The sequence below is a fragment of the Paenibacillus sp. cl141a genome (genome assembly GCF_900109305.1).
GTDB classification, from domain to species: Bacteria; Bacillota; Bacilli; order Paenibacillales; family Paenibacillaceae; genus Paenibacillus_AQ; species Paenibacillus_AQ lautus_A.
Window position 1 is genome coordinate 130,503 of sequence record NZ_FNZO01000008.1, and the last position, 24,856, is coordinate 155,358.

At 49.1% G+C, this 24,856-nt stretch carries 27 protein-coding genes; 4 read left to right on the forward strand and 23 right to left on the reverse strand.

All coding sequences use genetic code 11. The annotated features are described in order from the left end of the window. Positions 1 to 284: 284 nt before the first annotated feature. The 3 genes from gerQ to BMX45_RS21045 form a co-directional block, all read right to left on the reverse strand. Positions 285 to 719: a spore coat protein GerQ gene (gerQ, locus tag BMX45_RS21035; protein ID WP_090911523.1), complete on the reverse strand. Its 435-nt coding sequence runs from the start codon at positions 717 to 719 to the stop codon at positions 285 to 287. Positions 720 to 774: 55 nt separating this feature from the next. Beyond that, on the reverse strand, positions 775 to 1,197 hold the full coding sequence (locus tag BMX45_RS21040) for a cell wall hydrolase (protein WP_090911525.1): 423 nt from the start codon (positions 1,195 to 1,197) through the stop codon (positions 775 to 777). 131 nt (positions 1,198 to 1,328) lie between these two features. Beyond that, the gene (locus BMX45_RS21045; protein WP_090911527.1) at positions 1,329 to 4,013 is read right to left on the reverse strand and encodes a glycoside hydrolase family 78 protein; all 2,685 of its coding nucleotides are present in this window, start codon (positions 4,011 to 4,013) and stop codon (positions 1,329 to 1,331) included. A 200-nt stretch (positions 4,014 to 4,213) separates the two neighbouring features. Between BMX45_RS21045 and BMX45_RS21050 the strand changes: the two genes are divergently transcribed. After that, entirely contained in the window at positions 4,214 to 5,086 is an 873-nt protein-coding gene (locus tag BMX45_RS21050; RefSeq protein WP_090911529.1) for an AraC family transcriptional regulator, read from the forward strand. A gap of 235 nt (positions 5,087 to 5,321) precedes the next feature. Here the strand turns inward: BMX45_RS21050 and BMX45_RS21055 are convergent, their stop codons facing one another. The 7 genes from BMX45_RS21055 to BMX45_RS21085 all read right to left on the reverse strand — a co-directional run bounded on the left by BMX45_RS21055 (position 5,322) and on the right by BMX45_RS21085 (position 14,393). Continuing rightward, complete coding sequence (locus BMX45_RS21055; RefSeq protein WP_090911531.1) at positions 5,322 to 6,410, reverse strand: copper resistance D family protein; 1,089 nt, start codon at positions 6,408 to 6,410, stop codon at positions 5,322 to 5,324. Then, the gene (locus BMX45_RS21060) at positions 6,410 to 7,036 is read right to left on the reverse strand and encodes a copper resistance CopC family protein (protein ID WP_090911533.1); all 627 of its coding nucleotides are present in this window, start codon (positions 7,034 to 7,036) and stop codon (positions 6,410 to 6,412) included. Before BMX45_RS21060 ends, BMX45_RS21055 begins: the two co-directional genes overlap by 1 nt. A gap of 173 nt (positions 7,037 to 7,209) precedes the next feature. Beyond that, on the reverse strand, positions 7,210 to 8,337 hold the full coding sequence (locus tag BMX45_RS21065) for a glycoside hydrolase family 88 protein (RefSeq protein WP_090911535.1): 1,128 nt from the start codon (positions 8,335 to 8,337) through the stop codon (positions 7,210 to 7,212). Positions 8,338 to 8,351: 14 nt separating this feature from the next. After that, entirely contained in the window at positions 8,352 to 9,233 is an 882-nt protein-coding gene (locus tag BMX45_RS21070; RefSeq protein ID WP_036665327.1) for a carbohydrate ABC transporter permease, read from the reverse strand. 13 nt (positions 9,234 to 9,246) lie between these two features. Continuing rightward, entirely contained in the window at positions 9,247 to 10,206 is a 960-nt protein-coding gene (locus BMX45_RS21075; protein ID WP_090911771.1) for an ABC transporter permease, read from the reverse strand. Between the two features lie 84 nt (positions 10,207 to 10,290). Beyond that, positions 10,291 to 11,922: an extracellular solute-binding protein gene (locus BMX45_RS21080; RefSeq protein ID WP_090911537.1), complete on the reverse strand. Its 1,632-nt coding sequence runs from the start codon at positions 11,920 to 11,922 to the stop codon at positions 10,291 to 10,293. Positions 11,923 to 12,059: 137 nt separating this feature from the next. Next, the gene (locus tag BMX45_RS21085) at positions 12,060 to 14,393 is read right to left on the reverse strand and encodes an AraC family transcriptional regulator (RefSeq protein ID WP_090911539.1); all 2,334 of its coding nucleotides are present in this window, start codon (positions 14,391 to 14,393) and stop codon (positions 12,060 to 12,062) included. 215 nt (positions 14,394 to 14,608) lie between these two features. Here BMX45_RS21085 and BMX45_RS21090 point away from each other — a divergent pair, with 215 nt between their 5' ends. After that, positions 14,609 to 15,157 carry a carbohydrate binding domain-containing protein gene (locus BMX45_RS21090; RefSeq protein ID WP_254778182.1) on the forward strand — a complete coding sequence of 183 codons (549 nt, stop codon included), beginning with the start codon at positions 14,609 to 14,611 and terminating at the stop codon, positions 15,155 to 15,157. 90 nt (positions 15,158 to 15,247) lie between these two features. On the opposite strand, the gene BMX45_RS21095 is transcribed toward BMX45_RS21090, so the two are convergent. The 4 genes from BMX45_RS21095 to BMX45_RS21110 form a co-directional block, all read right to left on the reverse strand. Then, complete coding sequence (locus BMX45_RS21095) at positions 15,248 to 15,997, reverse strand: SDR family NAD(P)-dependent oxidoreductase (protein ID WP_090911542.1); 750 nt, start codon at positions 15,995 to 15,997, stop codon at positions 15,248 to 15,250. Between the two features lie 65 nt (positions 15,998 to 16,062). Further along, positions 16,063 to 16,479 (reverse strand): DUF2500 domain-containing protein, encoded by a 417-nt coding sequence (locus BMX45_RS21100; RefSeq protein ID WP_009589448.1) that lies wholly within the window; start codon positions 16,477 to 16,479, stop codon positions 16,063 to 16,065. Positions 16,480 to 16,697: 218 nt separating this feature from the next. Continuing rightward, the gene (locus BMX45_RS21105) at positions 16,698 to 16,880 is read right to left on the reverse strand and encodes a hypothetical protein (RefSeq protein WP_009589477.1); all 183 of its coding nucleotides are present in this window, start codon (positions 16,878 to 16,880) and stop codon (positions 16,698 to 16,700) included. Between the two features lie 209 nt (positions 16,881 to 17,089). Then, positions 17,090 to 18,388, reverse strand: a complete 1,299-nt coding sequence (locus BMX45_RS21110) for a YCF48-related protein (protein ID WP_090911546.1) — start codon at positions 18,386 to 18,388, stop codon at positions 17,090 to 17,092. 222 nt (positions 18,389 to 18,610) lie between these two features. Here BMX45_RS21110 and tlp point away from each other — a divergent pair, with 222 nt between their 5' ends. Then, positions 18,611 to 18,838 carry a small acid-soluble spore protein Tlp gene (gene tlp, locus BMX45_RS21115; RefSeq protein ID WP_009589405.1) on the forward strand — a complete coding sequence of 76 codons (228 nt, stop codon included), beginning with the start codon at positions 18,611 to 18,613 and terminating at the stop codon, positions 18,836 to 18,838. 57 nt (positions 18,839 to 18,895) lie between these two features. On the opposite strand, the gene BMX45_RS21120 is transcribed toward tlp, so the two are convergent. Genes BMX45_RS21120 through BMX45_RS21140 form a run of 5 tightly spaced genes read right to left on the reverse strand, consistent with a single transcriptional unit; the run spans position 18,896 to position 20,604 of the window. Beyond that, positions 18,896 to 19,315 (reverse strand): spore germination protein GerPE, encoded by a 420-nt coding sequence (locus tag BMX45_RS21120; RefSeq protein ID WP_090911548.1) that lies wholly within the window; start codon positions 19,313 to 19,315, stop codon positions 18,896 to 18,898. After that, positions 19,312 to 19,497, reverse strand: coding sequence for a spore gernimation protein GerPD (locus BMX45_RS21125; RefSeq protein ID WP_090911550.1), 186 nt, complete (start codon positions 19,495 to 19,497; stop codon positions 19,312 to 19,314). Before BMX45_RS21125 ends, BMX45_RS21120 begins: the two co-directional genes overlap by 4 nt. Beyond that, positions 19,475 to 20,089 carry a spore germination protein GerPC gene (gene gerPC / locus BMX45_RS21130; protein ID WP_090911552.1) on the reverse strand — a complete coding sequence of 205 codons (615 nt, stop codon included), beginning with the start codon at positions 20,087 to 20,089 and terminating at the stop codon, positions 19,475 to 19,477. The genes BMX45_RS21125 and gerPC overlap by 23 nt, the downstream gene beginning before the upstream one ends. A 47-nt stretch (positions 20,090 to 20,136) precedes the next feature. Next, positions 20,137 to 20,364 carry a spore germination protein GerPB gene (locus BMX45_RS21135; protein WP_090911554.1) on the reverse strand — a complete coding sequence of 76 codons (228 nt, stop codon included), beginning with the start codon at positions 20,362 to 20,364 and terminating at the stop codon, positions 20,137 to 20,139. 18 nt (positions 20,365 to 20,382) lie between these two features. Next, positions 20,383 to 20,604 carry a spore germination protein gene (locus BMX45_RS21140; RefSeq protein WP_090911556.1) on the reverse strand — a complete coding sequence of 74 codons (222 nt, stop codon included), beginning with the start codon at positions 20,602 to 20,604 and terminating at the stop codon, positions 20,383 to 20,385. 121 nt (positions 20,605 to 20,725) lie between these two features. Here BMX45_RS21140 and BMX45_RS21145 point away from each other — a divergent pair, with 121 nt between their 5' ends. Continuing rightward, the gene (locus tag BMX45_RS21145; protein WP_090911558.1) at positions 20,726 to 21,187 is read left to right on the forward strand and encodes an alpha-crystallin domain-containing protein; all 462 of its coding nucleotides are present in this window, start codon (positions 20,726 to 20,728) and stop codon (positions 21,185 to 21,187) included. A 350-nt stretch (positions 21,188 to 21,537) separates the two neighbouring features. Here the strand turns inward: BMX45_RS21145 and BMX45_RS21150 are convergent, their stop codons facing one another. The 4 genes from BMX45_RS21150 to BMX45_RS21165 form a co-directional block, all read right to left on the reverse strand. Further along, positions 21,538 to 22,173 (reverse strand): NAD(P)-dependent oxidoreductase, encoded by a 636-nt coding sequence (locus BMX45_RS21150; RefSeq protein ID WP_090911560.1) that lies wholly within the window; start codon positions 22,171 to 22,173, stop codon positions 21,538 to 21,540. Between the two features lie 56 nt (positions 22,174 to 22,229). Next, positions 22,230 to 22,664, reverse strand: a complete 435-nt coding sequence (locus BMX45_RS21155; RefSeq protein ID WP_090911562.1) for a MarR family winged helix-turn-helix transcriptional regulator — start codon at positions 22,662 to 22,664, stop codon at positions 22,230 to 22,232. Between the two features lie 353 nt (positions 22,665 to 23,017). Next, on the reverse strand, positions 23,018 to 23,890 hold the full coding sequence (locus tag BMX45_RS21160) for a carbohydrate ABC transporter permease (protein ID WP_090911563.1): 873 nt from the start codon (positions 23,888 to 23,890) through the stop codon (positions 23,018 to 23,020). Positions 23,891 to 23,911: 21 nt separating this feature from the next. Next, on the reverse strand, positions 23,912 to 24,769 hold the full coding sequence (locus BMX45_RS21165) for a carbohydrate ABC transporter permease (protein ID WP_009589479.1): 858 nt from the start codon (positions 24,767 to 24,769) through the stop codon (positions 23,912 to 23,914). Positions 24,770 to 24,856 lie beyond the last annotated feature (87 nt).

Sequence of the window (24,856 nt, forward strand, 5' to 3'; positions counted from 1 at the left end):
TATAAGTAATTATATAGTACTACGATACACAGTCAAACGTTGTCTTATGACATTAATCATCGTTGTTATGAGCTTTAATTTGATTCTCAGCCCTTAACACTCGTTTTCCGATGAATTGAACGATTCTATGAATAATAAACATTCAGAATGTTAAAATAATACGATGCGGCCGCGCGCAGTGGCGTTAGAAAAACGCATGCCATTGAATATTCTGCCAAGGCCAAATGAAATAACCCCCGTCTACGCCTAAGTAAACGAAGGTTATTATGCATATGCGAATCGATTTATCTAGCCGTTGGAGGCGGGTTTCCGATAACGCCCGGATATTGATAATGAAGCGGCTCGTCGAACACGACATAATCCAGGTTTACCATAAGCAGGATGATACGGCGTCCTGTCGACCGTTCGCTGATGATAATATGATCCCGTCCGGCGGCTTCGATCACGCCTGTGAACACTTTGGCATTCCACTGCGAATTATTTTCATACGTCATGTAAAAGGTTCCCTGTTTGCCGAGGTTCAGCCGAAGAATATTCTCCACGTAAGATTGTTCGAATTGCGGCGGTGCCGGAACTACGGTGCCTCCTGGAGTCATCGGGCTTCCGCTAGGCACCTGCGGTGGAACGTTCGCCGTATAACCAGCCGTCCCGCGGTTCGGCACTCCCGGATAACGGATTCCATTCATGAAGTTCACAGGCGGCACACCTTGATTGTACATAAGTAATTTCCTCCTTTAATGTATATCTCCCGCCTAAGCGGTTGAGTAACGTGAATCAAAAGACTGTCGGACAGTCGGCATATGTCGGGGTAAAGAAACAATGTGCTTTGAATCGGCCTGTGTTCTGCTGATTGTACCAGGTTGCCGGGCAATCCCCGGCCGGACGGAAAAACCACAGCGCGTTGCTGGCCGGCCATATCCGCTCCCCATTGATCACTCTTTGGGCAAGCCGACGATCCCGATCCCTGGCCCGTTGATAAAAATAGCCCTTTTGTGTTGCTTCAAAACCGCCCGGGTTCTGAAAAACCATATCGTTCATGTTGCGGATGTTTTGAAAATCCAGGCAGTTGCCCAGTATCCGGTTCACGCCGACATTCCCGACCATGAGCATACCCTGCTCGCCTTCACCTTCTGCCTCTGCGCGGATCAATCTTGCCAGAAGATCCACATCACTCGAATTCGTTTTGATGACTGCCACAGAGTTCCCCTCGCTTCCTTAAGATCACTTTGTATCGTATGTGCATTCGCCCATAAATGTGCCTGGATACGAAAAAAAGTTCTTTACCGCGTCCATCGCGGTAAAGAACTTTAGTCTCCTGCTATCATGCCTTACTTCGCTTTAGGATTGTTGTATACATAACGGAACGTATACTCCCCCGATCCCGCTTGAATCACAACACCCGCTTCGCCATCAACCGCAGAATGGATCCCCTTTGCTTCGTTTAGAGGGAGCGTGCTGCCTTCCTTAACGTTTGAAACGTCAAAAACACCCGGCAGACAAATTTCAGCAGTCGTATTAGGCGGAATGCACACTTCCAGCTGAAACTCGCCATCATCTTCCATCCGCCAGCATGACCGGACGGTTCCATACATCGTATCGATTTTGCCTTCCGCCCATGTCAGGCCTTCGCCCGGTACAGGCGCAATCCGGATAAGTTTATAACCCGGCGCATCCTCCACGGTCTGTATGCCGGCAACCGAACGATACAGCCATTCGCCAATGGCTCCGTATGCATAATGATTGAATGAATTCATGTCGCGGCTCCAGAAGCTGCCGTCTTGCTTGATGCCGTCCCAATGCTCCCATATCGTCGTGGCGCCTTTCGTTACCGGATACAGCCATGAAGGATAGTCCTGCTGCAGCAACAGCTTATACGCCGCATCATGCATGCCGTACCGGCTTAACACATGATTAATATAAGGCGTGCCCACAAAACCGGTCGTTAAATGAAAGCGGCTCTCCTCCAGCAATGCATAAAGACGATCCGCCGCGCGGTTTTCCGCCGCCTCATCCAGCAGCCCGAACATAAGCGCAAGCACATGCGCGGTCTGAGTCGATGCCGCGAGCCTTCCGGACAGGGTCACGAATTCCTTACGGAATGCTACGGCAACCTTTTCTTTTAGCTCGGCATACAAGGCAGCGTCTTGTTCTCGTCCCAATACGACCGCGGTTTTCCTAAGCAGTTCCACCGAATAACCATAAAACGCCGAAGCGATGAAGTCCCGTTCCGTAGCCCCAACATAGTCCCCGGATTTCGCGTCCAGTCCCAGCCAATCGCCGAAATGGAAGCCGGTATTCCACAGATATTCGTGCTCCCCTTGAGCTTGAATGTAGGAGACCCAGCGCTTCATGCTCTCATATTGACGCTCCAATATCCGTCGATCGCCAAAATTGACATACACCGTCCATGGGCAAATGACCGCTGCATCTCCCCATGCGGCCGAAGCATAGGCTTCATCGCCGAGCACATGCGGAACAACGAACGGAACCGCTCCGTCATCGCGCTGTTCCGCGGCCAGGTCCGACAGCCACTTCGTGAAGAAAGGTGCCACGTTGGCAAGATAGGCCGCCGTCCCGATGAACATCTGCGCATCGCCGGTCCAGCCAAGCCGCTCGTCACGCTGCGGGCAATCCGTGGGCACGTCGAGGAAATTCCCCTTTAGTCCCCATCGAATGTTGCTCTGCAATTGATTCACCATGGGATCCGAGCATTGAAAAGTTCCGGTTTCTTGGAAATCCGAATGGAGCACGACCGCTTCGAAATGCCGGAGGTCCAGCTGCTCTTCCGTGAAACCGTCTAAACGCACGTATCGGAAGCCTTGAAACGTAAAATGAGGTTCATGGATTTCCTTCCCGCCGCCTTTTAACGTGTATTGAATCGTTTGTTTAGCGGTTCGGAGATTCTCCGTATAAAAGTTGCCTTCAGCATCCAGGATTTCCGCATGCTGCAACGTCACCGTTGTGCCCTCCGCACCGGACACGCTAAAACGGACCCAGCCTACCAAATTCTGCCCGAAGTCGATGACGGTTTCACCTTTGGGCGTGGTCAGATATTCCACGGGCCGAACCGTTTGAACGGCTCTCACGGGTTCGTTGATCTGGGGCTTCAGCTTGTCGTAACCTTGGTCGATCGTTTCCACGCCATGCCAATCATCGGAGTTATAACCTGCCGAACTGAAACCGTCCAGTTCGAGCCGCGCATCATAGGTTTCGCCATGGTATAGCTCCGACATGGTGATCGGGCCTTTGGCCGACTGCCAGCTTGAATCGGTTGCCATCACTTCTTCGCTGCCGTCAGCATACGTGATATGCAGCTCCAGCAAAAGCGCTAATCGATCTCCATAAATCGCGTGCCGATTCTCCCAGCCCAGCTGTCCCTTGTACCAACCGTTACCGAGCCAAGCGCCGATCGCGTTTTGGCCTGATTTCAGCATCTCGGTCACGTCATAGGTCTGCGTCTGAATCGTATGATCGTAACTCGTCCAGCCTGGCGTGAAATAACAGTCTCCTACTCTCTGTCCGTTAAGCTCAAGTTCATAAAGGCCCAGCGCCGTAACATATATTCTTGCTTTCGTAATGGGCGACTTTAAGCTGAAGCTCTTGCGGAGCAGCGGGAGGTGACCGGCTTCAACAGGCAGCAAGGATCGTGGTGCAGATATCCATTGTCCGACCCATGGCTCCCCTTCCAGTTTTCCTGTCTCCCAGTAGGCCGTGTCGGACCATTCCGTCAATTCCCCGGCCTGGTTCCAGGCACGCACGCGATAGAAATAGCGCTTACATGATGTTGCGCTCAGCCCCGTTAATTCCACATGAACCGACTGCGACGAGGCTGTTTTCCCTGATGTCCAGCAGGGCTTGGCAAATTCCTTCTCGTTGGAAACCTCAATCTCATAAGCGGTTTGGCTGACGGCTCTTTCGTCCGAGGCTAACCTCCAACTGATGCGCGGCTTTCGCTCTCCGATACCTATCGGTTGATGAAGATATTCGCATCGTACATCCGTTACGCTGAACATGCCCATTCCTCCGTTCACTTCAAGAAGGCTGCTTCAACAATCCGTTTGAATTAGCCGCTTGGCTTGATATACGCTTTCATTTCTGTACCTGTTTCAACTATTATTATAAGTGAACTTACAAGCAGGATAATGGGGATAACGGACAATTTAATGTGGTAGAACAGACATCCATCCTCGATCAATGAAAAGGAGCAAGCAGGATGAAACGACCGATGGAAACCTATTACGGAGATTATTTTTTTCGGGATGACACCCTGATGTATGTAAATCGTAACGCGGAGAATTTTTCGGGGTCTTACCATAACCATGATTTTCTGGAAATTGCGTATATTGCAGAGGGAGAAGGCTTCCATCACATGGAGAGCTCGGTGCAGCGGGTTCGCAAAGGTCATATGTTCTATATACCGCTCGGAATGCCTCACGTCTTTCGGCCTACCTCTTCGAACGGGAATCCGCTCATCGTGAACAATTGCATATTCTCCGTTAAACTCCTGCCGAAACTGATTGCCTTTGCTTCCGATTCGAAGACAGCCTCCTTATTGAAACAGATGGAAGACGGCTCGCTTGGGTACCGCGTTATTACGGATCAGCATGACCGTTTCGAGAAGCTGTTCGTCTCCCTCTATGAACAATATGCCATTCAAATTAGCGGCTCAGCCGTCTATTTGCATACGCTGCTGTTACAGTTGATTATTGAGTTCAGCCGGGCCATCGAGCAATCGTTGCCTAAGAGCTCGGAGCCTTCGCCTCCCTCTTTTCATGATGTCCTTCAATACGTGGAGGGACACTACATGCATGAGCTCACGCTGACGCGTCTTGCGCAGAACAGCGGCTTCAGCGAACGCCATCTTCAGCGATTGTTCCGCAGATATACAGGCCAGAGCTGGCATCATTATCTGCAGACCGTACGCATTCGAATGAGCCGCGAGCTGCTGCGAACCACGACAGACAAAATCAGTATGATCGCCGAAAGGGTCGGTTACAAGGACATGCATTCCTTCAATTCGGTATTCAAGCGAAGCACAGGACTCACGCCGGGTCAATATCGCTCCGAAACCCGGCATCATGGATAAATGACCGAATTCTCCAGCAAATAAAGAAAGCATGGCCAGTACGGATGCATCAGTAGGAGATGCTAAGCGAATAAATTTCACTTTTTCCATATCATAACTTCCCCCAGTTCAAGAGTCGGTGCATGTTCGATCTTCAACCCAAGTATATCACCTTTATCCAGCCATCTATCATTGCTCCCATACCAAAAAAAGGCCCTGCTGACTAAACAGCAAGGACCTTTCACATAAAAACAAATTAAACGGCGGTAACCGAGAACATCAGGCCGCAATAAATCAGCACAACGGCGCCTATCCCGCTTAACAGCCCAACGGCTGCTGCCCGGTTCCTGCGAAATACGTTCACGACATTCCAGAGGAGACCAAGCCCAAGGCACAGGCAGAGTATCCCGATCCAGCTCCACGTAAAGGCCAATTCACCGATCGTAAATCCGGGATGGAACCAAACAAACGTTGCTGCAGGGCCATATGACGCCAATGTATCCACGACCTCGTGCGGCGCCGGCTGCTGGTTCATGTAACCAGTGACGATAAAAATCAGCCAGATCAGGATTCCTTCGCTTCGTGCCCATGCCGCAGGTCGATAGCTTATATCCCTGCGCAGCTTGCGCTTGACGAGATAACCGTTAACGAACGCGAACACCAGCAGCGGCAGAATAAGTATATGCTTGACCAGCAGGGCCTGACCGTAGGATAACGTCCAGCTGTTTACGGGTTCCGGCGTCACGGCCGTCATCAGGAACAGACCCGATCCGATGACAAGGATGACGCAGGCGATGGCTAATGGATGGAACCATCGGAGAAACGCAATCCAGCGATCATGTTCCGTGCTGTACCATCCCGTAAGCAGCAGCGTTCCCGTCCATATGGCCATCGCCGTGAAATGGCCGAAGAAAGCAAGCTGACCAACGCCGTCAAACAGGGATGCAGCGTGGTTGAACGATGACATGGCGACGGCAATACCCAACATAACAGCGGGCATAAGCCAGCGTAAGGGAGAGCCGGGTTTTCGGCGGACGATCAGGGTCAGTACCGCCATTAGGATCGAAAGAACCAGTATCCAGGCATAACGCTCGCCCTCGCTGAATTTGAACATGATGCTGTTAAAGGACTGCCAGAATCCGATATCATCCTTGAAGAACATGATGATTTGCAGCAACGGCACAAATCCGAATAGGATGATGGCCGCCCCCGCCGCTGGCCCGAGCCAGGCCGGAACCGAAATGTCCGGCTTATAAGCCTTCGGTACCAGGGACAGCACCGTGATCCCGGCCAGAATGGCGTATGCTAAATATAAAAACGGCTCGCTTAACCAATAATAAGACATTACTTTCTTTTCCGGGATGCTTTAATTCCAAAGTATCCTGCGACAACGGCCACGATGACGATAATCACGATCCACACCGTCGACCCGTTTCCTTCGGATGTGTCATTAACCGGCGTATTCTCCGCCTGCTGATTCGGGTCCGCCGTCTGATCTGCGTTGTCTGCGTTGTCTGCGGCTGTATCATCCGCCGGTGCTGTTTCATCCGGTGTATTTCCTGTATCCGCAGGCGTTTCTTCGGTATCGGCAGAAGTCTCCGGAGCATCAACTTCGAAAGCATACGTTCCGTCAACGGGATGTCCATCTCCCCCAACGATCTTCCATTCCACCGTGTAAGAACTGGATGGAAGCGGTGCTGCCAGCGTTCCGGCCATGGTGTTCTGGTTAACCTTGATTTCCGATACTTCTACCTCTTCGCCTTGCGCATTCTTCACCTTGAGGGTGCTTAAGTTTTCATCGATATTTTCATTGAATGACAGATTGACTTCCTTCACGCTTTCCGTGATCTTGGCGTCTGCCGCGGGCGTACTGGATTCCAGCTTGGAATGCGCCCACGTTGCTGTCGGGAACACCAGTACAAGCAGCAGACCCAAGGTCAGCAGAACCGAAGTTTTCACATGTTTCAACATGCCTATCTCCTCCAAACCATTTATCTTAAATTTGAATCTTCCCCATCATAACAAAGACGTTCTCTCAATGCTAATGAGTATATTGTGAACAATGATCCTATCCTATTTTACACAAAAAAGGGAACGCCGCACAGATTGCGGCATCCCCGTTATAGTTCACGGATTCGGTTCTACTATCCTCTCTCGTACCAATAGCCAGGTATCCCTTTGGTCAGTCGCAGCAAGGCCTCGAGATAATAATAATCCCCCCAGATCATGTAATCGTCCGGTCCCATCCCGCCTCTGACATAATAGGAACCATGCTTGATCAAGCCTTCCTCGGCAGCTTCACCGATGGTGGAATAACGGTTTACTAGGGAGATCATGGACTTCTCGACGGCGTCTGTCAATAGCCCTTTATTGCCATCTTCCTCTTCCAGGTGTTCCAAGATCTCCAGCATCCCGCATGCGGCGATGGCGGAAGCGGAACTGTCGCGAGGCGTACCCGCTTCGATCGGAACGTCAAAATCCCAATAGGCGACATGGTCTTCCGGCAAATGCTCGATAAAATAGCGGGCGGCTCGCACGGCGGTATCCAAATATTTCGGATCTCGGGTATAACGGTAGGAAAGCGCAAATCCGTAGATGGCCCATGCTTGCCCGCGCGTCCAGGTGGAGCCGTCGTGATATCCTTGGTGCGTCCCACCGCCGATGGGCTTCCCGTCCGACGGCAGGAAGTAGAAGGTATGGTACGAAGAATCATCCCCTCGCATTAAATAACGGCGGCTCTTCTCCGCGTGCGCGACGGCCACGCGATTGTAGCGTTCGTCGCCAGTTTGGTCATACGCCCAAAACAGCAGCGGTATGTTCATCATGCAGTCGATGATAATGCGGCCGCCGTTCTTCTCGTCGCCCTTCCGGCCCCAGGCCTGAATATACTGGCCTTCTTCCCGCCAGCGCAGCATCAGATGGTCTGCTGCTTTTAGGGCCAGCTGCTTGCCCTCTTCATGTTCATCCACAATCCACGCAGCCAATGCGGAGGGCAGGTACAGAAATCCGATATCATGATGATCCAGATGCCGCTTTTCCTCCAGCCGCGCCTTGTAATCCTCCAATTGAGCGATTGCCGTATCCTTAAACAGCGGGTCTTTCGTATATTCATAACACAGCCAGATCATTCCGGTGTAGAATCCTTCAATCCAGTCATTGCTTTCTCCCCACTCGTATCGCTTCTCCGCCGTGATGTGAGGGAATTTCATCGGAAATAAACCGATGTTCCTCTTGGTCTTTTCTACCGCATCCATGATGGCCTGTTCCCACATGGTTCACATACCTCCTATTCTTTGATGGCGCCGATCATGACGCCCTTCACGAAATATTTCTGCAAGAACGGATACAGAAACAAGATCGGCAGCGTCGCCACCATAATCGTTGCATACTTAATCGTTTCGCCAACCGGCATCCGATCCCCCCCTCCTACCGAGGTCATCATGCTGCTGGTATCGTTCTGGATCAGAATCTCGCGCAGGATCAACTGCAGCGGAAACAAGTCCCGATCCCTTAAATAGATGAGGGCATCAAACCATTTATTCCAATGCCACACCCCGTAAAAGAGCACCATGACCGCAATGACCGGCAGCGATAACGGGATGATGATCCGGAACAGAATGGTCCAGTCGGTGGCTCCGTCGATCCGCGCGGATTCCTCGAGCGCATCGGGCACCCCTTGAAATGCCGTTCGCATAATAATCAAGTTCCATGTCGTCATGGCGCTTGGAATAATCAATGCCCAGTACGTATCAAGCAGACCCATATTTTTCACGAGCAGGTATTTCGGGATGAGCCCGCCGTCAAAAAACATCGTCATCACGATCAGCATCATGATGGCGCCTTTCCACATCACGTTTTTCCTGGATAAACCATAGGCTCCGAGAGCCGTCATCAGAATGTTCAGCGTCGTGCCGACGACCACATAAAATATCGTGTTCAGATAACTTCGTATGATATTCGGGTTCTCGAATACCATACGATAGGAGTCCAGCGAGAAGCCCTTGGGCCACAGCAGGATGCCCCGGTGCTGAACGAATTCGGCCGGCGTGCTGATCGAAGCAAACAATACGTAGAGAAACGGATATAACGTTATGATCGATAACAAACACAATAGAATGACATTCGCAGAATCAAACAGGACTTCACTGACCGATCTAGTAGTTCGCATGAGATCCCCCTCTCTACCACAGCTTCGTGTCGGTAAACCGCTTGCTGAGATAATTGGCTCCAATGAGCAGCGCAAAGTTAATCAAAGAATTGAACATGCCGACAGCGGCGCTGAAGCTGTAGCTTGCCTCCAGTATCCCCTTGCGGTAGACATATGTCCCGATCACGTCTGCCGTCTCGTAGATGACCGGGTTGTACATGATCAGGATCTTCTCATCCTGCAGCGCCATAAAGGAACCGATCCGCAAGATGAGCAGAATGATCACGGTCGGCAGGATGCCCGGGAGGGTAATTTGAAGCATCTGCTTCCAGCGGCCGGCACCGTCCACTTTCGCCGCCTCATACAGGGACGGATCGATATTGGAAATGGCCGCCAGATATATGATGGAGCCCCACCCAATCCCTTGCCAGATAGCGGACGAGGTATAGATGGTGCGGAACCATTCCGGCAGCCGCATGAACGAAATCGGCTTGCCGCCGAAGTAGGTGATGATATGGTTGATCAGGCCGTCCACCGCCAAAAAATCCACCAGCATCCCGACAACAACGACAACAGAAATGAAATGGGGAATATACGTAATGGATTGTACGGTCCGCTTAAAGATCCGATGTCGCACCTCGTTCAGCATCAAGGCCAGCACGATGGAGGCGGGAAATACGAAGATAAGATCGTACGCGCCAAGGATAATGGTATTGGAAACGACCCGCTCAAAGAAAAATCCGTTAAAAAAATCGCTGAAATGTTGAAAGCCGGCCCAAGGGCTATTCCAGATGCCGAGCCCTGCGGAGAAGTTCTTGAACGCAATCTGCAGGCCGTATAACGGTCCGTAATGAAACACGGCATAAAACGCCACAACCGGCAGCAGCATCAGGTAGATCGTGGTATTCCGGCGAAAGTCCTTCGCTGCTCTTGCGCTGAAACGCTCGGGTTTGCTCTGGATCGTCATGCGTTTGGTTTCTTCCTTTGGCTGCACCATATGCCCTCCTCTGTGAAAAATAACCCGCATGAAGAAGGATACGGCTCGCCCGTTTGCTCCCTCTTCATGCGCTTCTACAACTTACCGGCTGTTAAAACGGTCCAGCGCAGACTGCTGAATCTGAAGGGCTTCTTCAATGCCCATTCCCTGCACCGTTTGGACAAATTGATCGAAGCCGCTGATCGGCTCCACGCCCATAATGAATTTGTTGACCATCTCTTCGTAATACGTATTAATATCGTTCATGATCGAGGCATAACGCGTGCTCTCTTCTGCCGTCGGCGAAATAATCGGCATTAAACGGTCGTTCTCCGCCTTCATCCATGTCTCAATGGCCGCTTTTTGCTGAGGAAGCGCGGAATACTGCTCGACGTAACGGCGATCCTGGACGAAAGGTCCCGAATAACTAGCCAGGTTGTATTTCGACAGCGCCTGGGTGATCGATAGCCCACCAGGATTCTTCATCACTTCGTCGGTATAGGTCGGGTACCCGTCCTTCATCTCGTAGCTGACTCCCTCAACTCCAAAATTAAACAGCATGTGCCCTTCTTCCCCATATTTGTAATCGAGCCATTTCACCGTTTCCGCCGGGAACTTGTTCGCTTTCGTCACAGCTGCCCCAAACCCGTTGAACGGCGAATCCTTCTGTCCAAGAAGCGGCGTGTCCCCCTTCTTTAGCACAACGTTCGGTGCGCCCGCAAAATTGACGTCCGGATTGCTTTTTAACATGAGTTCGGAATAGCGGCCGAGGCTGCTGCCCATGTATCCGGAGAAGGCACCCACTTGATTGTTGGTCACTTTGGCATCTTTGAGCGTCCCGTCCGTTGCCGCATAATCCTGATCGATCAGGCCTTCGGCATACCATTGGCTCATCGTCTCCAAATAAGATTTGAATTCCGGTTGGATGGGGCCGTACTGTACCTTCCCGTCCACCTGATAAAATCCTGTCGTAATTCCCCACGCGCCGACAAATGCATGGTTAATGCCCGTCATATCCATATCAAGCAGAAGCGGGATTTCATCCGCCTGGCCGTTCCCGTTGGGATCCTGGGTCTTGATCGCTTTTAATACTTCATACCACTCGTCAATCGTTTCCGGCACTTGCAGATTGAGCTGATCCAGCCAGTCCTTGCGGATGATAAGGCCGTTAAAGGTCAGCAGATACTCGTCGCCGCGGATGAACGGGAATACGTAAATGTTTCCGCCATCCGTCGTAATCAGCTTTTTGTATTCCGGGTGTTCGTTCAGCAGTTTCGATAGATTCGGAGCATGCTCTTCAATCAGCTCATTCAGGCGAATGATCGAACCGTCCGATATCGCTTTATCCGGCCCTCCGGATACGTTCGCCCAGCCATGCTCCACGACATCCGGCAAATTGCCCGACGAAACCATAATATTGAAGGCGTCTGCCTCCTGCCCTGCCGGCGGATGTTGGAACTTAACCTTGGTTCCTGTCAATTTCTCCATTTCCTGATAGGCGGCGATGCCGTTCATATCCTGCATCGTGGCCGATGCGTTGGCATTCAGCGATACCCAATAGGTCAGCTGGCCGGGATACCCCGTTTCTCCGCCTGAGGCAACGCCCGCTCCTTCCTTGCCTTTGTCGCCGGCGGGCTCCTCGGCTCCCGAGCCTTTTCCGCTGCACCCGGCAATCATAGCCACAATCAGCATGAAGATGGCCAGTCTCGTCATACGTTTCCGGTTTGTTTTCAAATCACGACGCCTCCCTTTTTTCCTAATGAATGATCATCCGAAATGTCCAGGCCGAGTTGATGCCAGCCCTGCCTCAAATATTAATGCTTAAGCGCTTTTAACGTATATCGTACAGTTTCAGGATCCATATACAGCGATTAAGAATTGAGATGATCATTTCTTAAGGTTGATGATAGGGAATGCAGGGTTTCCTTGTATTTTCCCGGGGTGATCCCTTCGTATTTCTTGAATACCCGGATAAAACCGACATCGCTGGTATAACCGACGGAACGGGCGATGTGCGAGATCGTATTTTTGGCATCCCGCATCATTTCCTTGGAGCGCTCGATCCGAATTTTGGCCAGGTAATCGGTCAGATTGGTCCCGCTGTTCTTCTTGAAGAAGGCCGACAGATAGGGCGGCGTGATATCGAATTGCTCGGCAATGGAAGCCAGGCTGATCATGGCATCGTCGTGATGCTCCGCAATGTAGCTTTTTATCTTATCCAGGAGCTGCGAGGAGGAATCGCCTCTCTGGTCTCTTACGTACAGGCAGACCTGGCCGAACATCCATTTCACTTCCCGGTACAGCTCCTCTACCGTGCTGCCTTCGGTAATGTCTTCGATCGATTTGCCTGCCTCGCCGAATACGTCCTCGTATTTCAAATTTAAAGCATTGAGCAGCTTGAACATCGTGCTGAGCAGGTTCGCGAACATGAGTCGGCCGAGCTCGGGCGAGATGGATTGACCGCTGAAGTTGTTGTGGTACAGACGTTGAATGATATCCTGAGCCTTATCCGGATCCCCGCTTTTCATGGCGTTAATGAGCTGGATTTCCGTCTCAATGGGAAAATCATAATACACCCCTGTTTTCTGCTTCATTTCATCGTAGAATAAAATCGGTTTATAGGCCGTAAAAATGGAATATTCCAGCGCCTTCAAGCTTTCGGTATATCCGCTGGCCAAACATCCAAGATCCGAACGGATATCGCTGATCGCGATCGTAATCTCGGATTTGAAACGCTGTTCGATAACCAGCTTCACTTGTTCCGCCCAATCGTACAGCTCGCCCGCCTTGTCCTGCAGAGGTTCCGGCATATTCAGAATCATGGCAACCTGGTTCTTCTCCAAATCCACGGAATACGCGGTAAAGGGATGAATTTCTTCGGCCACCTTCCCGGTGACGAAGCGGATCAGGGCCCATTCGCTTTCCCGTTCGTTATGTATGAACCCGCTGGCATCCCTCAGCTCGATCAGGACAACGGCAAAGCCGGGATGCGGAAACGATATCCCCATGAATTCCAGGGCACGCTTCGACATATCGGCCGCATCCACGTTTCCCTTCAATAAACGCTGCAAAAAGTTGGAACGGATCACCGGCGTTTGCCTCGACAATTGCTCCTTCATCTCCGTCTGTTTGCCAAAGGAATCGGCCATCGTGGATTTGATGAAATCATATTCGTTGCGTACCTTTCCCTCCTTGGCCGGATGGGACTGGCGGATGAAGCGGATAATGTCGCGCAGGGGATAATACGCCCGGTACGTCATATACGCGCAAGCGGCAACGCCGGCGGCCAGGCAGATGACCAGAACGCCGGCGGCCATTCGTTTGACCATATTGACCTTTTCCATAAACACTTTTTCCGGCACGACCGACACGTACTCCCATCCGCTGCGCGCGGATCTGGACGACACCGTCATGACGGCCTGCTTATCCTCCGCTTTCCCCATATTGGATACCTCGGTATCACCGGCACGCAGGATCACTTGACCGCTGGCATCCTTAATGGATATCGTTCCGTTGTTGGTTTTCACGATCTCCTCGAGCAAGCCTGTAATCTGCCTTTCGTCGATCAGCATGACAAGAGCGCCTTTGGGGTTGCTTTTCTCGCCAAATGGAAGCGTTTGCATATATGTGAGCATTCGTTTCTGGTTCAGGCCTTTGCCAACCTCCGTTACGGGCAGATACCGGTTGAAATGAACGCCGCGCAGTATATCCGCTTGGTATTGTTGAAAGGTTAAGCTTTCATATCCGTAGATATCGGAGAACAAGACGCTGGACGTCGTTTTTAAGGTTGGGCTGAGAACCGTATCGCTCTCATCAAGATATACATAAAAATCGGTGATAAAACTGCTGCTGTTCCGGTACCGCTGCATTTCCTGCATGAAGGTGTAGTAATTGTAATGCTCCGCTCCGGTTTGAGGGGATCCTGCCTTTAACAGCGCATCCAGTCTCGGATGTGAAGTAATGTTTCGGGAAATCAAATGCATTTCATCCAATCGGCTGTCCACGACCTGCTTGGCCTGTTCGATGAGTGCCATGTTGGAGTTGTTGGCATTCTCGATCATAATTCGCTCGATTTGGGTATACAGACCCCAGAACACGATGACCGGGATCAGCAGTACCACAAGATAGGACATGAGCAACGTAACGAACACGGATACGCGATTGGAGCGCTCATTTCTTGCAGTGGTTGTCGTCAATTTCCCCATACCCTCATTCCTTCCATTCTTTAGATGTGTTCTTTCCGTACTTACATTAATTACATCATACTGTTTTTATTTAACATGAACAGGTTTTCTTCAAAAATGTTAATGCATCACAAAATCGTATCATACTCGAACGCTGCGGCTTTCTCTACGATGGAAGTGTTCCGGTTTCATGGCCGGAAATCGAGAACAGTCGCGAGGGAATGGATGTGAAACGAATGGCTCTGATTGTACTCATGCTGATTACGGGGCTTCATGGCTTTTTGCCGTCCCCATTGGCATGGGCAGAGAGCGAACGAGATCAGGTACAGGAGGGTTTGCTTGTGAACAGCGGTTTTGAGGCAACGAAGGCGGGGGCCAGTTGGTCAGGCGGAATCAAGCCGGCAAATTGGGGACAGTGGCTTCCAACAGGCTCGCCCATATTGGAAGTAGATTCGGGAATATTCAAATCCGGGAAACAATCGGTCAGCATCGAAGGTCCCGCAGGAACGTCCAGCCGGGCAGCCATAACCCTGTCCATCCCCGTAGTGGTCGGGAAAACGTATCGGATCAGCGGCTGGGTCAAAACGGAGCCCGTCAGCAATGCTGCGCTCATCCGATATCAAATGAAGCGAACCGGAACGGGCAAAGCTTGGTTTGACGATGTGTTGGTTAAGGGAGCCGCTTCAATCCATCGCGATCGAACCGGATGTGGCCTATCTGAATACGAGCGAGACCACATAACACCTTCCGTCCGTTATGAGCCAGGTTCGTCACCTCCCCCTTGAGATATTCGCCACTGTTTTGCTCATACGGGTTATAACCAGAAGAGGATCGTCCACCGGGGGACGATCCTCTTTTTATTTAATCGTAACAAGTTAAGGTTCATATATCATTTTGCGGGTCATGCCGCCGTCCACCACCAGATGGGACCCAGTTACAAAGTCATTGTCCGGATCGGTAAAATAAAAGCAGGCTTTGGCGATATCGGCCGGAATCCCGACCCGACCCGCAGGGTGCTGCTTATGGTCCTCGGACCGAAGCTCTTCATAATCCCCGGTTTCAATCCAGCCCGGGCTTACGCAATTCACCCGAATTCCATCGGGCCCCAGACTAACGGCCATGGCATGGCTCAACGCAACGATGGCTCCCTTGGAAGCCGCATAAGCTTCCGAATTCGGCTCGGACATGATGGAACGCGTGGAGGATATATTGACGACAGCCCCGCCATTCCCACTCTTTTTCATATATGCGGCAGCTTCGCGGGTAGCCAAAAAACAGCTTCTGGCGTTCGTGTTGATGACGTCGTCCCATTCTCCCACCGTAAGCTCATATGGTGATTTCCATCGGGAGACCCCGGCGTTGTTTATTAAGATATCGATGGTGCCCCCATATTGGGCCGCTTGGTTCATCAGTCGTTTAATCTCTTCTTCCTTCCTAACGTCGCAGGGGATGAAGACGGCATGGAATCCTTGATCCTTCAAGGTGTTTGCCGTCAGGTTGCCCTGCTCTTCTTGAACATCGCTTACGATCACTCGAGCTCCGCTAGCCGCATAAGCTTCAGCCAATCCGCGGCCTATCCCGTTCGCAGCGCCCGTTATCACGACCGTTTTATCTTGAAATTTCATAGGCAGCTCCTCCTTCTCCAACATTATATACCACAGGAGAAGGCATCATAAAATGAACCAGCCTCTTATTTAGGTTGTTCATAACCCCGGACCACATGAAGATGCGCTCTGGGGTGCCTGACGAATCCGTAGTACCGGGTTCCCTGAAAACGAAGCAGTCCCTCGTCCCCCTCCGCGCACATGCCGAATTCCTCGCCGTTTACGGCAAATTCCATGCGATCTCCGCTCTCCACTTCGAATGTCAAGTAATAGGTGGTACGAGTACGGCTCGACATCGTATCATCCGTCTGCTGTGTATGTTTCACTTCCGTTCGTTTGCTCACAATTTTGGAATCGACCGCTAGCAAAGGCTGTCGGTTATTCTGACTCCATTGCAGGATTCCCTTACCGGCCGACAGCAAAATGATCCCGATGACGACGATGAAAAACACGGGCATAACGCTGCCGAAAAAATCGAACATCCAATCTGACCCCGATCCCATACGGCTCCCCCCTCCACCTTGTCTTGAAATATGTATATGCTTTATGTCGGACAATTTAACTCATACATCATGGAAAGTTTGATTGAAATTTTAAAGAACTTGTCCCTTTCTGGGAGCGTCAAAAAAAGCTGATGCCGGCAATTTGCCAGTCATCAGCTTCTTCATGGAACTTTATAACGCCCTGATCCATTCATTGTCTTCATCTTGTTCATACCCGCTTAATCGTAAGCCAATCTCATCCATTTCATCGTTTCTTCTTGTCCCGTCATTTCATGGTCCTGCGGTGTCATGTCCTGCTCATTCCAGCAAGCCAGACATTGCTCCTCCGTCTGACATAAACATGCATCATCGCAATGGTAGCACAAGCGAAGGAAATTTATCGTCATTTGATCGGTATGCATAAGGATCGTCCCCTTCTAAACATTTTGACGTACCTGATTACATCTTTATAGTAGCATACAGGTTGAATTTTATTTGTGATTTATTTCACAATATATCGTGTTTATAAAGGCTTTATCGGAACCGTTGGTTTTAGCCGATAAAGCCTTTGTTATCGAGCAAGTCATCTTGATTAGCAATTCTGATCCTGCTTGCATGTTATTAGTCGGTATTACAACCCCTGCCAGGTTACGCCGCCGTCACTGCTTTTCATCAGGCGCGATCGGTTTTTGTCCGCCGTTTCAATTAGCATCCAACCGACATCCGACGATGTGAATTGCATTTTGACCACATTCGGATATTTTGCAAGATTATCGGTCAACAGCTTGCTTCTCGGGAATGGCGTCCAGGTCTTGCCCATGTCACTCGTATGATAGACAATGCCGTTCACCATTCTCCATCCGTCATGCAGACGACGGAAGACAGGCTGGAGGGTTCCCTTCCCGCTATTCCCCGTCATGGGAAACGAAACCAAATTCCATGATTTCCCCGTATCGGCCGTAAAGTAACCCAAATAGTTCGCCTGATCTTCCTTCACGCAGGTAACCGGTATATAAACCTCGCTTCCGCTTCCGCCTTTGCCCAGATACATGGGAGTCCCGGCAAAAACGGAACCGCACGCATCCAGCAGCTTGCTTTTGAATACTTGCCCGGAAGACTTCCACTTCTGGCCTCCGTCACGTGTTATATACAACTTGGATGATTGCATTTCACGGATGGTCGCAAACCCGATAAGCGAATCCGTAAACGTTAATCCGATGACGGATCCGGTTCGCGGAATGACACTTCCTGGAATTCGGGATGTTGGATACTCCGTATTCTGCATAATCTCATCCCATACTCCGCCATTATTGCTGGTGTGAAACAGCGACTTCTCTTCCGATCCCTTGGAGAGATTGCCTTTAGCCATGATCCATCCCTGCTGGGATGAAACGAAGGACATTGCCGTGACGACTCCCGTCTCCGGAAGCGAAGAGAGCTTCCAACTGCCGCCCCCGTCAGTCGTATTGAGCAGGATTGTTTCGGCCGATCTCTGTTTGTTTCGTATAATCCAACCATGATTTTTATCCGTGAACACGATGTCTTTCCCATACTCCAGCTTGTCAACGAATTGGACATTGGATGATGGAGAGATATCGACCCAGGTCTCACCGTAATCTTGGGTCTGATAGAGACGCAGTTCTGTGTTCGTGATCCCCCAAGCAATCCCCGTTGACTCATTGAGCAGATGGAAATCCGTTAACCGTGTATGTATCTGATATTTGCTTTTTTCCTCTGGTGCTTTCATGGCCGTATCCGGTGTTACTAGTGTGATGGTCTGACCTTCTTCTTCATCTTCAATCGATTCAGGAGGGTCTTCTACAGTAGAAGTTTGCTGTTGTTGTTTTATCGGTTCTGAGTTACAAGCTGCTAACATGAGTACAATCATGATTAGCATGCCGAGCCAGAATATAAAACGTCTAGATATCAAGAATTCTTCCTCCTCTTATTCGATGTCATGCCGGCAAGTCTGCTTTTTCGACATTATAACATATTACATCCTACGGAAATGTAAAGAACCGGCTTGCAAAATTTACAATACTGTAGCTTTTTTGATAGCGTTATTCTCAGATGCATAAGGATGTTTCTATTATGGAAGACTTTTGAGGTGTGTGAATGAGCAAGATCATTACATATAAGGAGGTGAACTTTCATGGCTAAACCTGATAATCGCGAAGACAATGTCGAACATTTGCAGCAGGCGGTCCAAAACACCATCGAGAACTTCCGTGAAGCAGAAGATTATCTACAGGAGTTCGGAGATGAGATACCCGCAAGCGAGAAAGAACAGATTCAAGACCGCAATGCTCGTCGCGAAAAGAGTATTTCCGGCTTCCGTGAAGAGATTAAAGACGAGGCTGCCCATCAGCAAGGAGAATAATCTGCAGATCGCAAAAAACAGGAGGAGCTTCATAAGCTCCTCCTGTTTTTTGCCGCACTAGAGTGGGCTCTTTCTGACAATGACGCCTGTATAATTCTTTAATTCTTGGGACGCATCCGTAATAAAGTGCCTGATCGCCTTCACCCTTGATTCCATTTCCATCGTATCGTTCGAACCTACCTGCACAACCGATGAAGACGCTGTCGCTATCACGTCCAGGCATCCCACATGAATCGTTTTATAGTCATGTATAACGTCTAAGTCTACTTCTGACGGAAGCTGCCATGCAGGTATGGATCTCGAAAAAATCGGATAGTCCTCATAGTTGCCTTCGTCCTCAAAAAAAACCGGAACTTGACGTTGAATCGCCAATGCTCGGGTATAGGCATCGATATGTCCGGAATCGCCGCAAATGCATGCCGAACTATTTGAAATATTGATGATATATACGTTATCAACCAGTACATGGCGCTTCATGGCGCGGTACCCGATGATAACGGAACGAGCGGGGTGATCTGCAGGGATTCGGAAGGTGTATCGTAGATGGAACTGCTATTAATGACCCGGGTATCTCCGATCAACAGCACGGATGAGCTGGAAATCGCCGTAATACGGATCGAACCAACCCGAAGCTCTTTATTGATGACCGTCATTTTCATTCGTATTCCTCTTTCCTTGTTGCAAATGATGAAGATGCTGCTCGACTGCCGTATCGATTTCTTTTTTTATTTGATTTGCGATCGTTTGCTCAACATCACCCGGATTCATCGAGGCGCTGTTCGTTTGATATTGCTGTAAGTAAACATTGATGCGATCTTCGAGTTGTTTTCGGATATCTTCTATCATCACCGCAGCATATTGATCTCCAAGTTCGTGATTGGACTGGGGATTCATTTCGAGTCGCGCCGGCACCGCATGTTCCAAGTGGCTTGAAACTTGCTGATATATGTTTGAGTATAGATTCCTTCCGGCAGCTCCCGCCTGGATTTGTTCTGCGGGCTGGCCATTGACGGTGATATCCCCCAGAGACTTCCCATCTGAGGGTGTTACTCCAATATTTAAGGTCCCTTCCAATTTTTCGATTTTCAATAAATCAAATTTATATTCGACGTGATCCGTCGGCTTTTGATTGCCCTGTTGTAATTGATTTATATCATTACGCATTTCTTTTAGCATTTGTTCCATTCTGTTAAGCTGCTCCGACTGGGACTGAAGACAATGGAACAATTGCTGGATATGGTATTGATACATGGCATCTCCCCCCGTTCCCTAATGATTGTATGCGTAAGTTATGAGCCTCATTCTGGCCGATATAGATCTTCAATCGGCGCAGATAACGGAACCAGTGGATTGTTATTAGGCTGAGGCTCAAATTCAGGAGCAGGGCCCGTAAAACCACCCGTGTTATAAATGTTGGATAACGCGCGGATCTCGCCTGCAGTTCCAATCTGAAGCACCGAGGAATTGGTCACCGCGCCCACTCGAAGCTGCTGTATATTAATGCATTGGTGTACCGTTAGATTCACAGAGGATCACAACCTTAATTAAACATTTGGCGAATCAATAAGGTCCGGATCGAATGTATTCGTGCTGCTGGCCTGGTTGTTTGTAGTATTCACACCAATAGTATCGCCGGTGGTGAACGAGTTGGCGCCGGAATAAGCTTTTGTCGTGCTGTTTAAATCGATGACTCCTGTATTTCCAACTAATACCGTAGAACTGGGGCCCACGTTTACGATTTTCATATTGCCGATAATTGAAACCACAATTCCACCTCTTTATTCAAAATCGTCCGCTTCGATTTATTCTATGTGGTCGGATGCCCAGATGTCACTATAACATTCCTTCGCCCATACACTGGAAGCAAAGAACGTAGGAGGGATTATCGTGAGCTCAAGATCCAAAAAGCCGGACTGGTTGACACAGGACTCTTTCTTTAACAACAATTCCTTTCCATTTAAGGATCTGAATCATCTCAATGAGGATTATCAGTTGGATCCCACGATCATTGAGGATTATGTAAAGGATACGATCCGAAAAGCGACTGCCGGAAACGAAATTCTACCGGACCCGCACTCGCTTCGCTATGAAACGTTTGATACTCATAACTTTCTGGTCGTGAAATGTTATGTGCCCAAACGCATCCATCCGGAAAATTTATGGATTCAGCTGAACCGGACGCAGATCAAAATCAACGGCTTGCCAAAAGAACAACACCAAACCATATCATTACCAGTCCCCATTCTGCCTGCGCAATCCATCGCGACCTATAGACAGCCTACGCTTCAAATTAAGATGCCGAAAATGTCTTCCGGCCGCCTGCGCGATATCAATATTCGTTTCTTGTGAGATCAGACGGTTAACGACAAGGACAGCCGACAGAAACACCATTCAAAACAACCTGGATGCATTATCCGTTGCATGCAGGTTGTTTTGATTCATCTTATCTAATACTTTTAGATGCCTAGATGCCTAAATTGCGATCTCGTAATGAGGGTTTTTCTTTGTTTAAACCTTTATCATAGCTGCTTTGTAAGTGGTCGGGCTGTATTTATAAGGATGTAGCTAGATATAGTTTGAGGTGTTTACTATTGTGAATTTTTCATATGCTGAAATAACATAACATAAAAAACAAGCTGATTTCAGTTACGAAACCAGCTTATTCAAGGATCTATATGAAGGCCGCATGCCCGGGACTGTTATGCCTCGGATACGACCGTATAGCGCTCGTTGAGATGTTTAGGCTGCTCAAGTTCATCCAATACCGCGATGACGTAATCGGCATAGCTGATGTAGCTTTTACCGCTAGCGTTGCCAAAGACGTGATCTTTGCCCTCCTGATAGCTGCCCGTCCGCCGACCTTCCGGATTAAAGAACGCAGCCGGACTTAGATACGTCCATTTTACATCCGACGTTTGTTCCAGGTCCTTCAAATTCTCGCCGGCGTGGAATGCCGTCGGATAATATTCCTTGGGAAAATCAGGCGTTTCCAACAGTCGAAGAGTTTTGGCTTCGTCCACAAACAAGCTGCCGGCTCCTCCGACAACAAACAGTCTGGTATTCGTGCCTTTTAGTGCTTGTATCAACACCCGGCCTACTTCCACATATTGAGTCTCCTGCCCTGGCGCCGCGCCAAATGCATTCACGACAACGTCGAACTGCTGAAGATCTGCGCCTGTCAGATCCAGCACGTTCTTCTCCAAAATGTTTATGCTGGAATCGGAGATTCTGGATGCATCACGCACGATCGCCGTTACTTCATGACCGCGTGCTTGCGCCTCCTTGAGAATCAGACTTCCCGCTTTCCCTGTCGCACCGATAATACCAATCTGCATTTCGAATCTCTCCTTTATCAATTGTATGTGCAAATGAGTGGTGAAAAAGACAGAGGCTACTTTCCCCTTTTCAGCAATTCGCTGGATTCATGGAGAAGTTTCGCTAACTGTTCGCTATGCTCCTTCCCCAAGAGGGTGACATACTCTCCGTATAGCTTTTCAAAATATTGGTTCAGCTCCTGATATAACGCCATCCCCTCGTCCGTCAAGAAAATATGCGTTTCTTTCCATTCGGATTTGCGCTTTACCAGAAGTTTCTCCTCCAGCTTATCAATGAATCGGGTGCTTGTGGATGGAGCAATCGACAATTTATCGCTAAGCTCTTTCTGCGTAATTCCGGGATATTGATGGATGACCACCAGCACATAGGAGTACGTTGGGGATAAGCCGGCTTTTGCAAATGCATCCTCCGCCATCTTAGTCATGGAACGTGCAAACCGATTTGACGTAAAGAACAGGCATGAGCTTAAAATGGAATCATCGATGTTCATATCCAGCCACCTCTCATTTGTATATACAAATTAACATTGAACTGTGTTATTGTCAATAACTTTATTTTAGTTAGTTTAAATACTTTTTATTCTTTCGTTTGTCGATAAGTTCGGATTTAACCGTAAGCATGCTCCACAGAAGGCAGAACGTGTTATTAGTGCTTTTGTGAATTTTTCATATATTGAAATATTATTCTCTCCTATTGGATTATAAACAAACCGTTGACCTTGACATTACTGTCAAGATCCACACTGTATTCGAAGCAACTGAAATCTAACAACGAATAGGCAAGTCAAACAGGCGACTTCATGTCCCCTTTTGACTTGCCTATTCGTTAAGTTCGCCGTTTTCCTTAGCCTTTGACGGCCCCCTCGGTCAGACCTTTCTGGATATATTTCGAGATAAACAGATATACAATCAGAACCGGAATCACCGTCAATGATACTGCCGTCGCCATCAGACCAAAGTCCGTTCCGTATTGCGAGCTGATCTCATTGAGCAAAGCAACGATTGGACGGACATTCTCTTTGTTCACAAAGATCAATGCCGAGAACAAATCGTTATACGACCACATAAACACGAAGATGCTTGCCGACGCGAATACGGGCTGAGAGATCGGAACGAAGATCTTCACAAACATCTGCCATCGGTTGCAGCCGTCCATGAATGCCGCTTCTTCAAGCTCTTTCGGAATGGTTGCCATGTAACCGGCAATAACCAAGGTCGCAAACGTCAGATTGCCTGCCGTTTGGGGAAAGATCAAACCCCAGTATGTATTGACCAGACTGGTTTTGATAAGCAGCTCATATACCGGAACCACGGTTGCAAACGCAGGAATCAGCAGCGTCGCATACAAAATGGAATAAATGGTTCTCTTGCCTCGAAAGTTGAACCTGGACAACACATAAGCAGCTAATCCTCCAAGCAATAATACCAAAAATACAGTGCTGAAGGACATCACCAAACTATTCATATAACTTCTTCCGATATTAATGCGGTCAAATGCGTTCTGATAGTTAACAAACACCGGTTCCCAGGCGATGCCAAAGGAATTATTCATCACATCGCGGGATACTTTGAACGAGTTGTTCACGATCCAGAATAACGGATAGATGGTTGTTAAGGACCACGCTGTCAAAATCACGTACATCAACGTGGTGCCTAGACTAAACCGACGCTTCCTAACGCGCTGAGTTTTGTGTTCAACGACGATGGTTGGCTCCATAACAGTACACCCCTATAATGCTTAGTATGTAATCTCGTCTCTTTTCAACAAACGGTTGGCAATCAACGCAAGCAGCACGCCAAAGACCACCATGTATATCGCAACCGCTGATCCGTAACCAAAGTTCTGGTCCACCATGGCCTTTTTGTACATGTACGTCCCCAGCACCTCGGTTCCGTTCTGGCCGCTTGTGATGACCCAGATGAACTCGAACACCTTCAACGTACCCGTAATGGCAAGGGTAATAACGACCTTGATGTCACTCATGATAAGCGGAATTGTAAGCATCGTTGTTTTTTTGAGGCCCGTGATTCCTTCCAATTTTGCGGCTTCATAATAATCCGAAGGTATTTTGGACATGGCAGTCAAGAACAGAACGAAATAAAAGCCCACATAATGCCATACCGTCGGGATCGATACCGCTTTAAGCGCATTTTTCGCATCCAGCCACAATACCTTCTCGATGTTGAAATTCGCCAGCAAGTTGTTCAGCAAACCGAAGTTGTAGTTGTAGAAGAGCACAAACAACAAAGATATGGCTGTACCGGATATAACCACCGGGAAGAAGAATACGGTTCGATAAAACCCTTTCAGTTTCGAAATATTATCTACCAGGACAGCCAGCACAAGCGCAATTCCCACTTGGAATACGATCACATAGAGCATAATTTCCAGCGTGTGCAGCGTTGCAGCGCCAAGCAGCTTATCCGTAACGAGTCTCTCATAGTTAGCCCAGCCCACAAACTTTTTATCGAAAAAGCCGCTTGTGCGATAAAAGCTGAGATACAAACTCTTAAAGAACGGATAATATAGAAAGATTGTCATGATGGCTGCTGCGGGTAATAAAAACAGCACAATGTACTTGCGATCACCCTTCATATTAATCACCCTTGATGTTTATTTTTCTTCATCGTCCATGCCGAAATGACTACGCCGCCCGAATGAAAGCAGAGGGGCGGCGTACGT